11 protein-coding genes are annotated in these 15,102 nt (G+C 65.6%); 2 read left to right on the forward strand and 9 right to left on the reverse strand.

The annotated features are described in order from the left end of the window. Nucleotides 1-10: 10 nt before the first annotated feature. Entirely contained in the window at nucleotides 11-1,918 is a 1,908-nt protein-coding gene (locus CLAM6_RS03910; RefSeq protein ID WP_043332458.1) for a hypothetical protein, read from the reverse strand. A 267-nt stretch (nucleotides 1,919-2,185) separates the two neighbouring features. On the opposite strand from CLAM6_RS03910, the gene CLAM6_RS03915 reads away from it, so the two are divergent. Beyond that, nucleotides 2,186-3,124, forward strand: a complete 939-nt coding sequence (locus CLAM6_RS03915; RefSeq protein ID WP_225347630.1) for a homocysteine S-methyltransferase family protein — start codon at nucleotides 2,186-2,188, stop codon at nucleotides 3,122-3,124. Between the two features lie 155 nt (nucleotides 3,125-3,279). Beyond that, on the forward strand, nucleotides 3,280-5,106 hold the full coding sequence (locus CLAM6_RS03920) for an SEC-C domain-containing protein (protein WP_153635197.1): 1,827 nt from the start codon (nucleotides 3,280-3,282) through the stop codon (nucleotides 5,104-5,106). 176 nt (nucleotides 5,107-5,282) lie between these two features. Here the strand turns inward: CLAM6_RS03920 and CLAM6_RS03925 are convergent, their stop codons facing one another. The 8 genes from CLAM6_RS03925 to CLAM6_RS03960 form a co-directional block, all read right to left on the reverse strand. Continuing rightward, the gene (locus tag CLAM6_RS03925) at nucleotides 5,283-6,527 is read right to left on the reverse strand and encodes a hypothetical protein (protein ID WP_153635198.1); all 1,245 of its coding nucleotides are present in this window, start codon (nucleotides 6,525-6,527) and stop codon (nucleotides 5,283-5,285) included. A gap of 70 nt (nucleotides 6,528-6,597) precedes the next feature. After that, a complete protein-coding gene (locus CLAM6_RS03930) occupies nucleotides 6,598-8,052 on the reverse strand; it encodes a WecB/TagA/CpsF family glycosyltransferase (RefSeq protein WP_172978618.1) in 1,455 nt (484 codons plus the stop codon). Further along, on the reverse strand, nucleotides 8,052-9,134 hold the full coding sequence (locus CLAM6_RS03935) for a glycosyltransferase family 2 protein (RefSeq protein ID WP_153635200.1): 1,083 nt from the start codon (nucleotides 9,132-9,134) through the stop codon (nucleotides 8,052-8,054). The genes CLAM6_RS03930 and CLAM6_RS03935 overlap by 1 nt, the downstream gene beginning before the upstream one ends. Further along, nucleotides 9,131-10,516: an oligosaccharide flippase family protein gene (locus CLAM6_RS03940; protein WP_172978619.1), complete on the reverse strand. Its 1,386-nt coding sequence runs from the start codon at nucleotides 10,514-10,516 to the stop codon at nucleotides 9,131-9,133. Before CLAM6_RS03940 ends, CLAM6_RS03935 begins: the two co-directional genes overlap by 4 nt. Before the next feature lie 146 nt (nucleotides 10,517-10,662). Then, nucleotides 10,663-12,036 (reverse strand): O-antigen ligase family protein, encoded by a 1,374-nt coding sequence (locus tag CLAM6_RS03945; protein ID WP_197738704.1) that lies wholly within the window; start codon nucleotides 12,034-12,036, stop codon nucleotides 10,663-10,665. 7 nt (nucleotides 12,037-12,043) lie between these two features. Further along, nucleotides 12,044-13,498: a GumC family protein gene (locus CLAM6_RS03950; protein ID WP_153635202.1), complete on the reverse strand. Its 1,455-nt coding sequence runs from the start codon at nucleotides 13,496-13,498 to the stop codon at nucleotides 12,044-12,046. Between the two features lie 58 nt (nucleotides 13,499-13,556). Then, entirely contained in the window at nucleotides 13,557-14,729 is a 1,173-nt protein-coding gene (locus CLAM6_RS03955) for a polysaccharide biosynthesis/export family protein (protein WP_153635203.1), read from the reverse strand. Further along, on the reverse strand, nucleotides 14,729-15,088 hold the full coding sequence (locus CLAM6_RS03960; protein WP_153635204.1) for an STAS domain-containing protein: 360 nt from the start codon (nucleotides 15,086-15,088) through the stop codon (nucleotides 14,729-14,731). Before CLAM6_RS03960 ends, CLAM6_RS03955 begins: the two co-directional genes overlap by 1 nt. Nucleotides 15,089-15,102 lie beyond the last annotated feature (14 nt).

Here is a 15,102-nt window from a genome sequence, read left to right on the forward strand (position 1 = left end):
GAGGCGGGGATCAATCGTCGTCGAGCGCGCGACGCGCCTGGACGAGGGCGCGATACCAGTCGCGGTTGGCGGTCTGGATCAGCGGGGGGCGATTGGAGAGATAGCTGACCGGGTGGTGGTCCGCGGGCTGATAGTTGCTGAGCATGTTGAGCGTCGCTTCACGGGCGCCGAAGGTATCGCGCAGGAACTCGATGGCCAGCGGCTCCAGCTCGACGCGGTAGTGGCGCACCAGCGCGATGGCCAGTGATTCGGCGGTGCGTGACAGGTCATCGTCGATCTCGCGCACCATGGCGCTGCCCAGGGCCGCCTTGGCCGCCGCGGATTGATTGGGCTCCAGCTGGCCGAAATAGGCGGCGTTGGAGCCATTGATGGCGCGCTGCACGGCCGGGCGTGACAGGTGTATGTGGGGCTCCAGCGCGAGGGCGATCTCGACTGCCATCGCCTTGGCCTTGTCGACACCGACGCGCAGCACCGTCTCGCGCGCCTGGTAGGCGATCTCGCTGTCGACGCGCTTGATGCGACTCTCGTTCAAGTGATCGGCCAGATGCTTGCAGACCTCCGCCTTGGCTTCATCGTCCAGCGCGATGGTCTTTTCCTGGATGCGCAGACCACGACGGCCCGGACCGACTCGCAGGCGGGTGGCGTCATCGGACATCTGCGAGGCGATGTTTTCCCAGCGCTTGGACATCTTGAGGAAGACGGCGTGGCTGCGCCCTACCTGCTCGTAGGCATTGGTCACCGTCTTGTAGAGGCGGATGGCGTTGGTGAGGATGTCGGCCCGCGAGCGCAGTGCGGCGCGGTGTTCACGATCGCCCTCATTGACCGCGATCGCCAGATGCGTCACCTGCTCGGCAAGGGCGTCCATCGCCTGGGTGGAGCGCTCCAGCAGTACCTCGGCGCGCAGGCCGGAGGCGGCATCCTCCACCAGGGTGCCGGACTGCTCGGCCAGATAGACCGTCAGCGCCTTGAGGCGTGACAGGCCGGTGGCCTGACGTATGCGATAACGCGAGCGGGCATGCTCGAGGTTGTCCAGCGCGCGCGCCAGCTTCCAGCGGCCACGGTATTCGAAGGTCAGCAGCGGAATCTTGCGCCCGCTGATCAGCTCGAAGGCCAGAATCAACATCTCCTCCACGTCCTGCAGGGTCATCAGCAGGTCGTTGTCCTGCTCGATGGCCGCCAGCACACGCTCGATGAAGTTCTCGTCACGCGGCACACCGCTGTGCAGGTCGGGCGCGCGGCCTTCGAAGCGCTCACGCAGCAGGCCGATGGCCTCGGGGGCCAGCTCGGCCAGCTCATTGAACTGGGGCTCGAGCCATTCGCGGTTGAGGCTGTTCATGTCGCGGATACGCGCATGCAGGCCCACGCGACGGTAGACGTCGATCTGGCTGATGATGCGCGCGGCATCACGGTCATCGAGCAGCTCCAGCGCCGCCAGCTCAACCCCCTCCGGCGCCAGGTCCTGCTTGCGCAGCAGCATGGCCGCCGCTTCACGCCGGCGGGCATCGCCTTCCAGGCTCTCGACGATCAGATTGCGCGTGGCGAGGATCAGCTCCGGCACGGTGTCGATGACGCGTTCGATCTTGGCTTCGGTGCGGTCATAGCGCCGTGAGCTGGTCAGGTTGTGGGCGATATTGGCCACGATGCCCGCGACACCGGTGATGACGGTGTAGGAGATGAAGAAGATGTAGTTCTCGAAGGTCGGTTCCTTGCCGTAACCGAGCAGATAGCCGCCCCAGGCGCCGATCAGCGTCACCGGGCCTGCGGTCCACAGGATCTGCATCAGGCTCACCGACCAGGGCACACGCTCCACGGCCTGGGTAATGCGGCGAATCTCGTCGCGGCCCTCACGCTCCAGACGCACCTGGGGCGCGTCGTTGGCAGTGTTGGCTCGGGGACGAAAGGGGCTCGGCAACAGCAAGGCAGGCCTCCTTGATTGAACGGGGTGGGGCTTCTGGCACGACATGGGCTGCCGAGAGGTTCGTGAGCACGAGCCTCGAGCGCAGCGCGGGGCAAAGGGTGTCGTCAACAGTAGCATTGGGCAGCCTTTTGGCTCCAGTGAGCAAGGGCCGCAAGCGGGTCGAGCGTGGTAGAATTTCGCCCGCCACTGACTGGCCAGCGGGTCTCGCCAGGTCGTCAGGCTCACGCTAGGACATCAAAAAGCTCTGGAGGTTGTGTGGAACGAGACTTGGAAGCAGGAAAGGGTGCAGGTGACGGGGCTGAAGTCGTGTTGCTGGACGGCGGCATGGGCCAGGAACTGGTGCGTCGTAGCGGTCGTGAGCCGACGCCGCTGTGGTCGTCTCAGGTGATGCTGGACCAGCCTGAGCTGGTGCGTGACCTGCACCTGGATTTCATTCGTGCCGGCGCGCGCGTCATCACGCTCAATACCTACACGGCCACGCCGCAGCGTCTGGGCCTGGCGGGTGTCGGCGAGTCGATCGCGGCCATTCATGCCGCCGCCGGCAAGGCCGCGCGGGATGCCATCGCCCTGAGTGGCGAGGCGGACGTGCGCGTGGCAGGCTGCCTGCCGCCGCTGGTCGCCACCTATCGCCCCGATGTCGCGCCGAGTGCTGACGAATCCCTGGCCAGCTATCGCCGGCTGGTGGAATTGCAGGCACCGCTGGTCGATGTCCTGCTGTGTGAGGCGTTGTCTTCCTGCGTCGAGGCTCGCGCCGCTGCCACCGCCGCACTCGAGAGCGGCTTACCGGTGTGGGTCTCGCTGACGGTGAAGGATGATCTGACCGCGACCCTGCGCAGCGGTGAGCCGCTGGCCGACGCGATCAGCATGCTGCAAGCGATGGGCGTGGACGCGATCCTGATCAATTGCAGCGCGCCGGAAGCCATTCAGGGTAGTCTGGAAAATCTGCTGGCCAGCCCGCTGCCGACCGGTGCCTATGCCAATGGCTTCACCTCCATCGCGGAACTCAACCCCGGCGGCACCGTCAAGGACCTCAAGGCGCGCGAAGACCTGGGGCCTAAGCAGTACGCGGCGCATGCGCTGGGGTGGGTCAATGCCGGCATTCGTATCGTCGGCGGTTGCTGTGAGGTGGGCCCGGCGCATATCGCCTGCCTGGCCGAACAGCTCAGGTCAGCAGGTTATCGCTGCGTCAGCCGCTTGAGTGAGTGAACGATGAGGGGGGAGGCTTCCTCGTGATAGACTTCGCCCCTTGATTCGCAGGTTCTGACGGGCATCGCGCCTGAGGAAACGCCGAGGTGAACGCCGAGGCGACGATCGGGATGCGGTGTCTGCAGGACTGTGAAACGCTTTTTTAGGGAGATGCCATGCTTGCCGAGTGGGTCGAACGGCTCTTGAGTTACGCCAGTGGGGCACTTGATGCCATCCGCGCCGATGAATCCTTTCCTGCCTTCATGCAGTGGGCGCATTCGGAGGGCGTGAACTACAGCGGTGGCGACGAAGCGCTGGCGGTAGCGCTGGCGCCGGTGCTGTGGAGCCAGACTCCGCTGGTGCGACTCGACTTCGCGCGCGAGTCGTTGGCGCCGCCCGGACGCAACGAGCCTTGCTGGTGTGACTCGGGTCGCAAGTACAAGCAGTGCTGCGACAAGGTGCAGCTGCCGGCGATACCGGATCACCTGATGTGGATGCTGTCGCTGCGCGAGTTCAAGGGTGAACAGCTCAAGGCGGCGCTGGCCTCTGGTCTCGCGCCGGCGCAGGCGCTGCTCGAAGCGGGGCTGATCAGCGCCGAGAGCGGCAATCGTGGTCGAGCTCAGCAGATCATGGAGGCGCTGTTCGATACCAGCGACTGGTCGCGTCTGCCCGAGCAGGCCGAGCCTGGCTTCGAGCTGCTGCTGGACCTCTATCAGGAGCGCGGCTTCACCCGCAAGAAGGCGCTGCTGCTCGATGAGGTGCTGGAGCGCGGCCCTGCCTTCCTCCGCGGCGTCGCCCTGGAGCATCAATGTCTGCTGCATCTGGACAGCGATGATCTGGGCTCGGCGCGCGCCGCCTTCATTCGTGCCCAGCAGACGCTGCCCGATTCGCCGACGCTGGCGTATATCGAAGCCATGCTGCTGCTGCACGAAGGCCAGCCGGAAGAGGCGCAGGATCGTGCGCGCTTCTGGTGGCGTCGTCTGTCCAAGCAGAAGGACATCGAGCCCGGTCAGCTGGAATTCCTGGCGGATCTGGCCGAAAACCCGCGTGCCACGCTCGCCGAGCAGATGGTCAATTCCGATGAGTCGCTGTCGGATTCACTGGCCGCCCTGCAGGCGCTGTTCGAGGTGATCGAGCATCCGCCGCGTCTGGCGCTGGAAACGCAGGAAGATGGCAGTCTGCTGTTCCGTCAGAATGCGGAGCAGGCCGTGACACTCGGGCTCTGGGAGGCGGTCTTCCCGGCGCGTATCGAGGAAGAGGCGGCACTGGCGCTGGATATCGATCCCTGGGATGTCCAGGACCCCAACGAGTGGCTGCAGCAGCTGTGCGCCAGCCCCGAATGGCTGGACGTTCCGGCGGTGTGTCAGGGGCTGATTCTGGCACTGGCCAGTCGCTTCGGTAGCCTGCCGTGGATGTCGGACACCTTCTTCGTGCCGCTGGCACAGCGCTTCGATCGTTGGCTCGATCAGATCGAACAGGCCGGCGGCCTGTTGCGCTGGGAAGATGGCGACAACGCCCAGTTGCTGCGCTGTGGGCTGGGGCTGGTGATCGGCATGGAGCGCGGTGAGCGCGAGCGTTCGCGCCAGCTGGCGGAGCGCCTGCTCAAGCTCGACGAGGAAGACAGCCTCGGCCTGCGTGAGCTGGTGCTGGATCAGCTGCTGCGCGAAGGCCGCAACGACGAGGCCGTGACCCTCGCCGAACATGATATCGAGCGACGTGCCGTCGATGAGGAAATGCCGCTGTTGGGCATCCTGATGGGCCAGGTGCTGGCGCTCTATCGACTGGGTCGCGACAAGGACGCCGAGCAGGCACTCGAGATCGTGCGGGAAGCCAATTCGCATCTGATCAGCCTGCTGCTGGCGGAGCATCCGCGGCCGGTGAGTCTGGCGGTGGAAGCACCGGAGCCCGGCACGCGTGGTGAGGCCTGGCAGTACCGCACCCTGATGCGCGACCAGTGGAAGCGCAGCGAAGGCGCGCTTGCCTGGCTGGCCAAGCATCGCTGAGCCGGTGTCAAAGGCTGCTCATGCTGCCTGACGAGTGATCGCAAGCGCTCGCATGACTAGACCTCGTGTGACAAGGCCCCGTATGAAAAAACCCGCAGTGCCACGGCACTGCGGGGTTTTTCGTGTCTCGCCTTGCATCGCGAGGCGGGCTCAGGGGGAAGCGTGAACGGAGGCGATCACTGCTGCTTGCCTTGCTGACGCAGACGCCAGGCTTCTCGAATGGCGCCGCGTAGCCCCGGCGTCTGGCCGACCTGGATGGCCTCCAGCGTCGCGGCGAAGGCATCCGGTGTGGCGCGCCAATCCGGGGGCTGGATGGCACCTGCACTGCTGATGCCGACCCTGTCCAGTGGCGGTGGCGAGCGCTCGGGCAGTGCCCCGAAAAGCCGCATGCGGCTGTCCTGCACCTGGCGCAGGCGATGGCGAAGCTCCTTGTAGCGTGAGCCGAAGGGGCGTGTGGCCAGGGTGATCAGGGCCGCCAGAATCCGCTCTTGCCATTCAGGGCGTGCCGGGTTGCGGTAGGCGACGCCGCGTTGCGAGGCGGCACCTGCCTGGCGGCGGTCCTTGAGCCAGTGCGGGGCCGTCCTGTCGAGCGCCTCGCCTTCGAACAGGATGCCGGCGTTCACCTGTTGGCCACCGTGCACGCGGGTGAAGGGCAGGATGACGCAGTCCTCGAGCATGGCGCCTTCTTCCACGTAGCTGCCCTGTTCGAGGCAGCAGTGTCCCTTGAGCAGCACGCCGGGCTCCACATGGGTGGTGATGCCGGCGAAGCCGCCGGTGAGGCGCGATTCATCCAGGCGCGTCGCGCCGGCGGCGTAGTAGACGTGGTGCAGGTCCTGCTCGCCGGGCAATACTCCGCGCTCGCCATGTGGTGTCAGGCCTGAGTCATCGGCATCGAGTGCCTGCATCACCAGGGCGTGATAGTGCGACAGCGAGGCCAGCAGGGCCGGCCCAAGCCCGGGATTGTCGCGCAGCTCCGGCCAGTGCAGGCGAGCGAGAGACGGGTCTGTCACGCTGGTTGGATGGCAGACCGGCGCGCCCGACGCCATGGCCTGCTCGCTGATCGCGAGGCTGTCATCCTTGAACCACTCCGGCATCAGCAGCACATCGGCGCGCAGCACCGGAGCGGGCAGGGCAGCCATGGCGCCGAGGCGCTTGATCTGCTCGCGCGGGTTTCGCTCGCCGGGCATCGGCAGAATGTCGAGATCGATGCCCCAGCGTGAGCCATCGGCGATACGCGCCCGGAACCACTCGGGGTCACGGGCGATGATCAGGCTGATATGCGTCACGCCTCGCCCGACCAGCAGGTCGAGATTGCGCTCCAGCACGCTGCGTCCGGCAATCGGCAGCAGCGCCGGCGAGTAACGGCGGTCAATCGGCGCGACTTCCTGGCCGAGGCGGTCCGCCAACAGGATCACATGCATTGCACACCTCCTTGGCATGAGTCGTGATATTGGCGCAGCGCAGCACGAATGAGAGAGGGAGTCTCACGCATCAGTAGGCTCCACGGCTGGTCAGAACAGCAGGAATCGTGCGCAACAGCAGCTTGATGTCTTCCTTGATGCCCTGACGATGCAGGTAGAAGAGATCCAGATGGATCTGTTGCTCGAAGGACAGGTCCGAGCGGCCCGACACCTGCCACAGCCCGGTCAACCCCGGGGTGGCATCCAGACGCATGCGCGCGCGCGCCTCGTAGAGCGCCACCTCGCGGGCGAGGGCGGGGCGTGGCCCGACCAGCGCCATCTCGCCGCGCAGCACGTTCCATAGCTGCGGCAATTCATCGATGGACAGCTTGCGGATGATACGACCCACGCGCGTGATGCGCGGGTCCTGCTTCATCTTGAACAGTACGCCACCCTCGCTCTCGTTGGCGGCCTGCAGTTCGCGCAGACGCTCTTCGGCGTCGATGTACATCGAGCGGAACTTCCACAGCTTGAACGGCTTGCCGTGGCGCCCGATACGCTCCTGACCGAACAGCACCGGGCCTGGCGATTCCAGGCGGATGGCCAGCACGGTGCCCAGCAGCAGCGGTGACAGCACCAGCAGCACGCCGCTGGCACCGACGATATCCATGGCGCGGCGCGCGCGCGGGGTCAGCCAGTTGCTCACTCGCCATCGAAAGTGGCGCCAGTTGGAGCGTGACTTCATCCACAGGCCGCGGCCGGGAATCGCCTCTTCCCCATACCTGCGCACGCTCATCAGAAAGCTCGGGTTGCCAAGCACGTAGCGCTTGAACATGCGGCGTGGCTCCATCAGCAGCCGCCAGGCCCATTCCATGCCCAGTCTGCGCACGACGCCCGGCGCACGCGGGATGCGCTGGGAATAGAAATCGAAAAGACCGCCGACGCCCATGACCACCGGCACCTCGAGTCGCTCACGGTAGGTCGAGATCCACTTCTCCTGGGCCGGCACGCCCATCGCCACCAGCAACAGGTCAGTGCCCTGATTGATCTGCGCCAGCACGTCGTCGATGATTTCCGGGCCGATGAAGCCGTGATGCACGCCACTGATCTCGAGCGTCGGCCATTGCTCGCGGAGCTTGTCGGCCATCCTGTCGGCCACGCCCGGCGCGGCGCCGAGCAGGAACAGGCGCTTGTTCTCCGCCACCAGCATGTCGCACAGGTGGGGCAGCAGATCGGTGCCATTGAGGTTGGCTTCGAGCTCCTGGCCGAGCATGCGGCAGGCCATCTTGACGCCGCTGCCATCGGGCAGCAGCAGGTCGCTGTCATGCAGTACCTGCATGTAATAGCGATCGACCTGGGCCACGTTCAGGCAGTGTGCATTGACGAAATTGACGGTGCGCGGCTGCGGGTCGCTGATCCAGCTCTTGAGCAGGCTCAGGCAGGTGTCGAGACTGGTGTTGACGAAGGGCACCCCCAGCACCTTGACGTGAGGCAGCGTCTTGACGCGCTCAGTGGTGAAGAGGGCTTGATCCAATGGCTGGCTCATCATGGCGACTCCACTTCATGAGCGTCCTGCTGTTGATTCGGTCTGGCCGACTGCGGGCGCGGCGCATTGTCGATCTTCTTCTTCTGCGCCTTGCCGATGACCCCTTGGGCGAGCCCTTCACAGCGTAGATAGAGACTCTTGGGCATCATGCGCAGCATCAGGGCGGCCCCTGCCGTGGCAGCGGTGCGCCCGAATTCCGCCTTCCAGATGCCCGGCCATGCCTTGACGGCGCGGCGGCAATACGCCCAGGCAGCATCCCCGTCACGCAGGCGAATCGCCTGACGCGACAGGTAGCGCAGTTGGTAGGCCTGGGCGCGGGGATACCATTGCTCGATGAAGTCAGGCGCGTAGGCGCGCGTCAGCTCGACGATCGCAAGCCAGCTCTGGTACTGGCGCTCCAGTTGTGCCGAAAGCCCGCCTTCATTGAGCCGGTAGCGGGTCAGCGGCTCGGGAATGCCTTCCACCGTGGTGCCGGTCTTGAGGGCGATGCGGGTCCAGCACTCGATGTCTTCGCTCTGGCGCAGACTCTCATCGAAATAACAGGGCAGCACGCCGCCCCCCTTGATCTCACAGTCGAAGGCGATGGCCTCGAGAATCTCGCGGCGGATGACCGGTGCCGAGCCATTGCCCACCGGATTGCGACAGAACAGCAGCCCCGGTGTGATATCAGTCAGGCTCGGCATCTGGTAGTAGTCCAGCGGTTCGCCGTCGGCATCGATGAAGGCCGAGCGCGAGAAGGACAGGCCTACCTCGGGGCGTGCCTCGAGGTGCTCGCGGTGGCGCGCCAGCTTGGCGGGCTCCCAGATGTCATCGGAGTCCAGAAAGGCCAGATAGCGGCCCTGAGCGGCACGTACGCCGGTGTTGCGGGCCCCGGCCAGGCCGCGATTGACCGGATGCGTGATCAGCGTGACACGCGGGTCGTCATAGGCCTCGCAGATCGCCCGGCTGCCATCGGGGGAGCAGTCATCGATGATGAGCAGTTCGAAGTCGCCGTCCTCCTGCGCCAGCACGCTGTCGATGGCGGCCGCGACGAAACGTTCGACGTTGTAGATCGGCATGATGACCGAAAAGGTCGGGGTCATGGTCTGGCCTCCTGGACGTCCCTGTCTGGGGAAAGCGATGCGGTGGATGCTGCGTGAGGTGTGTCTGGTGTGTCTGGCGAGTCTGGTGGCGGCGCATCTGTCACCCGGCCGTCCTGAGCGAGGATCAGCCGGCGCGTCCACAGGTAGCCGGGTAGCGCGGCCAGGCTGATGCCGACCAGAATGCCGGCCGCGACGCCATTGATGCCGAAGGGCACGCCGGCGAACATGCCGGCGCCGAGCATCAGCGTCATGAAGATCTGCAGCTTGAGGTCTGCCCCGGGCATGCCCTGGGCGCGCAGCAACTGGCCGCAACTGTCGAGCAGGATGCGCGGCAGGGCGGAGAGGCAGATCAGGATCAGGATCGGCAGGGCGCCACGCTCGACCCAGGCCTCCCCGAACAGGATCGGCACATACCAGGGCGCCAGCAGGCTCTGGGCGATGATGGCGGGCACGGCGACCAGCGCGAACAGGCGCATGCCGTGGTGCATGCGTGCCAGTCGCTCGCGAGACGTCATGTCGCCGCACAGCTGGGGGAAGATGGCGGTGGAGTAGGCGCGCAAGAGGCCAAGGCTGATGCCGAGCCCGGCATTGAAGGCAAAGAAGTAGACGCCGAGCACGTCCATGGCGAACAGGGCGCCGACCAGCAGGTAATCCATCTGCTGGCGCAGCACCGAGACCACCTCGACGCCCATCATCGGGCGCGCGAAGCTCATCAGCGGCCGCGACCACAGCGTGGAGGGGCGCTCATCGATGCGCCATGACTCGCACCAGCGGTAGGTCAGGGTCCAGATGGGCGTCACGATCAGCTTGGGCAGGATCAAGGCCCAGAACCCGGCACCCATGGCGGCCAGCAGCATCACGCCGACGGCCTCGCCGATGCTCTGGCCCATCTCGATGCGCGCCGTGATGTGCAGGCGGTTGCTGCGCAGAATTCGCGCCGCGTTGATGGCGGCGGGGGGCAGCATCGGGAAGATCAGCGCCAGCGCTATCAGCGGCAGGGTCAGATCGGGAGCGTCATAGAGGTAGGCCAGCAGCGGGGCCAGTGCCATTTGCAGCACCATCAGGCCAAGACATACCACCCAATTGAACCAGTAGGCATCGCGGCACAGGCGTTCATATCCCTCGCGCCCGGCCTGCACCAGGGCGGGTACCACGGCGGCATTGGAGATGGCGTGCATGATCTCGTGCGCGGTAAGCACGATGGCGGCGATACCGAAGGACTCCGGCGCGATCATGCGCGCCGCCACCAGGGTCGCGCCCAATCGCGCGATGCGGTGCACCCCTTGCGACATGCCCATCCAGGCCAGATTGCGGATCAGACGGCCATTGCCACCGTCTCCGCCACCTGTCAGACGTGTCTTGAGTCGCGTGATCACACCCATCGCCTGGCTCCCTGGCTTGTCGTGCCTTTCCAGGCATCTGGTCTTGTCAGTCATGCTTTTGAACGGCTGGTGTAGCCACTCTAGCGCAATGTAGTGATGAATAGGCGTGATCTGGCGCAGCCTTGTTCCACTATCCCGTGAACGGGCTAGGTTGCCGTGTCGCTGCTGCCGGTATCGGCGGAGGCGGGCGCTGCCCTTGAAAGCGGCTTCTCCACATCCACCGGCCCCATGTTGTGGATATGCCCTTCGCTGGCGGGCAGGCCCGCCAGCTGGTGCGCCTTGCCGATCAGGATCAGGCCTGGCCAGATCAGGTAGGCCAGAATCTCCAGGTTCTCGCCGAAGGAGTAGACGAACAGCAGGCCGACCATGATCAAGCCCAGCTGCACGACAGGGCGGCCGACCACGAAGCGCAGCAGATGCAGCAGGCTGACCAGCATCGGCACCAACAGCGCGAACAGGCCGAAGATGCCCTTGACGAACAGCAGCCCATACCAGCTGTGGTGTGAGCCGATCGGCATGTACTCCACCAGGTGCGGGCCGCGTTCGACGATGCCGTGGCCGAACCACGGCGCCTCGTTGCGCCAGCGATCCACCGCGATGCGCCCCAGCGCGGCTCGCACTCGGGTTGAGTCCGCCCGCGAGCCCTTGAAGGCGGCGATGAAGTTGTCGATGGCTTCCAGGATCGGCGCGCCCAGAAAGCCACCGATCAGGCTGACGCCGGAAAAGCTGAACCATAGCCACGGCTTGTGCAGACGCTTGAGCAGGAACATCCCGGCGCTGATCAACACCAGCGACACCAGCGCCATGCGCGAGCCGGACATCAGGATCATCAGCACGCTGCCGCCGATGCCGATCGCCTTCCACAAGGGATGTTTCTCGAGCAGGGCACAGGCGAAATAGATGCTGGCGACAAAGCCCACCGCCGGCGCCCAGGGCGTGAACAGGCGCCAGCGCGGCATGCCGCTGCCGGGGTCAATCTCATAGAGCGAGACGGCGAAGAATTCCGGCCCCGGCCCGCCGATGGCCTGCAGCGGCGAGACGAAGGGCACCTGGGGCAGCCCCGCCAGCCAGGCGCCGACGAATACCGGCAGCAACAGCATGGTGTGCAGGCAGACATGCATGGCCGCGCGGATGATCACCGCCGGGCGGATCGCCAGACAGCCGATGATCGGGAAGACCGCCAGCAGCGCCCAGCCCTTGGCCCAGCCGATGGAGGACTTGATCAGCTTGCCGGTGCCGAGGTTCTCGATCAGGTGGCCGGCCAGCAATGAGAACTCCATCACGATCATGCCGATGATCCATACCCATAGCGGCCAGGGCAGGCGCGGAAAACGCTGGCGGCCCTTGAGGTGCAGCCAGGCGGCACGCATCACCAATGACCATGCCAGCACCGGTGCCAGCACATAGAGGCCGCCGACCAGATAGAACAGGTAGGTCGCGGTGATCGAGAACCAGATGATGCGTTCTTCCGGGGTCTCGGGGCGGACATCCGCCTCTGGCCCCGCCTTCAGGGAAAACATCGGCGGCTCACACGCTTTGCTGCAGACGCAGCAGGTAGGGTTTTCTGATCCACAGGAGAATCAGGCCGATGATACTGAAGACGCTCGCGGCAAGCGCGCCGACGATGGCCAGCTTGATGCCCAGCGAATCCGCCTTCTCGGGCAGTGGCGGCGGATCGAGAATCTGCAGCATCGGGTAGCTGGCGAAGGGGTCGATCTGACCGATGTCGATCTTGGCCAGCGCCGTGGTGTAGACCGCCGTGGCGACCTGTTGCTCGCGCAGCAGGTCCTGCAGCTGGGCGGCCTTGGCGACGCTGTTGTCCAGCCGCTGCTGGCGGGCCGCCAGATTGGCCCGCCCGGTGGCAAGCTCGCTGATCACGCCGCGCCGCTGGGTATCCAGGGTGATCAGCTCGCCGACCAGGGTGTCCTGATTGGCATGGCCGGACGCGGCACGCAGGGCATTCTGGTTGCGCGAGGACTGACGGGGCAGCAACTGGCGCATGCGTGAGGCCAGCGAGCGCTCGAGGGAATCAAGCCCCGCGGCCAGATTGATGACTTCCGGATTGCGCTCGCCCCATTTGCCGCGCGCTTCATCGAGACTGGCCGCCTGCTCCGCCGCCTGCGTCAGCAGCGCCTGATAGCGGGCGTCGCGCTGCAGGGCGATCACGCCACCGGCCTGGCCGGCGTCCAGTCCCAGGCGACTGGACAGGGTGGCGAGCCGGGCATTGAGGGCCGACAGCTCGCCATCACGCGTCTCGAGTGTGTCCTTGAGCGCCTCGACACTCAGCGTCAGTTCCTTGAACTGCTCTATGGAAACCAGCCCAGAGGTGGACTGGAACTCGAGCAGCTTGCGCTGGGTTTCCTTGAGCGTGCGATCGTAGGTCTCGAGCGAGCGGCGGATGACGGCTTCGCGGCGCGCCTGCTCATCATTGCGCAGCTGTTCGATCACCTCATTGAAGGCATCGATGTGCGCATTGGCACGTGCAAGCGCGGCCTTGGCGCTCGGCGCGCTGGTCTGGAAGGCGATCAGCGCGGTCTGGTCGGTCAGCTTGATCTTGGGCTTGCCGTAATCGTCGGGATGCATGTCGACCGTGCTGGCGGCACGCTCGAGCACGGCAGGGCTCTCGGCGATGGCGCGATAGTTGACCTTGGGGTCCAGCGAGGAGCTGGAGTAGGAAGAGTTGGCGCTGGTGCTGGCCTGGCCGATGCTCTCGAAGTTCACCGACAGGCCGGAGCCGGTGCCCGGCAGGATCATCGTCCAGCTGGTGGTGTAAGTGACAGGTGCCACGGCGATGAAGGCGATGGTCAACCCCCAGATGACACTCAGGATGGCGGTCGCCAGCAACAGGTAGGCAGCGCGGCGGGTGCGCGGGCGCATGCTGGAGCCACGCGCCGCCCAGCCCAGCAGGACGCCCAGGAGTCGGCGCCCCAGTGAGGGCTTGGCTGCGTCTTGTGGTGTGTCGGGTGAGCGGGACTCTGTCATGCACATCCTTGTCGCGTGGTAGTGATCAGTCGCATTCCATCAACGGACAGGCGATGGGTTACAGCAGAGTGGCCGGCGTCAGCAGGTCAGTCAGTGTGCGGGCGATATCACGGATGTTGGTGACACCGGAGTCATAGCAGCCGACCACATCTTCGGGCATCAGATAGGGATTGACGCCCACATCCGCCGGATTGGCCAGCAGGGCATCGATACCGCGATCGACCACGACCGGCTGATGCGTCATCGGGTTGGTACTGATCAGCACCGCGCGGCGCGAGCCGGAGGTCGCCTGGATGCCGCCGACGCAGTTGGCATTGATCACGCCCTGCAGCATGCGCACGCCGTAAGGCACCTGCGAGCGCAACACCGTGTAATTGCTGACGTTGTTGTTGTTGGCAGGGGTGGTCAGGTTGGAGGCATAGATGACGATGCCCGGCGCGGTGAGCGGCGAGGGGCGCATCAGAGCGGCCTGGAAGGCGCCGCTGGAGGGCACGTGGATGCGGTCCCCCACACGCAGCCAGGGATTGGCGGCATACTCGCCGTCGATCAGGCCGCGCATGTCGAGAACCTGTGTCTGGCCGTCGCGAATCAGCTCGATATGGCTCAGGTCCGCGTCGGGGCGGATGCCGCCGGCCGTGGTCAAGGCCGCCGACAGACGACGCTGTTGACTGGCATCGCCGCCGGCGAAATCGCGGCGCACCATGCGCTCTTCGGGCAGGCGGGTATTGATGACCGCCTCGCCCGGGAAGAACACCGCGCCGGACACCGCAACGGCCAACGGAGCCCATTCCTCGAGCCGGATGCTGACATGCGCCAGCCCCGGGCGAATCAGCTCTTCCTGCACCAGACGCCGGGTGATCTCATCCGCTAGGGCGTCGATGGTCTTGTTGGAAGCCTCGACCGGCGAGAGCCACGGCAGGCGCAGGCGTCCGTCATGATCCACCTCGTAGCTGCCATCGAAGAGTTCGCTGCCGGCGACCCTGACGCTCAGACGATCGCCCGCCGCCAGCCGCTGGTCATCGCCCGCGGGCAGTTGCATGAAGCGATCATCGGCATGAGGGGCAGGCAGCTCCAGCGGCCAGTGGGTCGCCTGTTGCCAGTGATCTTCGGCGGGGGTGTCGTCCAGCATGATCGGTGTACAGCCGCCCATCAGGCCGGCCGTGATCGCGACACCCACCAGGCGTCGAAGAGAGCGGAAAAGGGAGCTGGGCCGAGTCAGATCGCGTTTCATCAGGCTACCTCACAAGAAGGCCCTGTCCGCGTGTCGCCGCTCGACTCCAGCAGCGGGTCGCGCTGATAGTAGATATCGAAGAGCTCGAACAGGCGCACGCGCTCCAGCTCTGTCTGCATGACCGGCGAGGGTTCGACCACCACCAGCGCCGCCGGGGACAGCGCATCATGCAGGCTGACCAGCACCGAGAGCCCATCGGCATCGATGGCCTCGACATGGCTGAGGTCCACCGCCAGCGTGCCGGTGTGCTCAGGAATCATCGCCAGCATCTCCTGGCGGAAATAGCGCGCGAGCTCGCCTGTCAGCTGGGCAGGCGGCGTGATCATGATGCCTTCGTGAATCCGGGTGGTGATGGGCATGACGGGCTCCCTGT

This window comes from Cobetia sp. AM6, assembly GCF_009617955.1.
In the GTDB taxonomy this organism is placed as follows: Bacteria; Pseudomonadota; Gammaproteobacteria; order Pseudomonadales; family Halomonadaceae; genus Cobetia; species Cobetia amphilecti.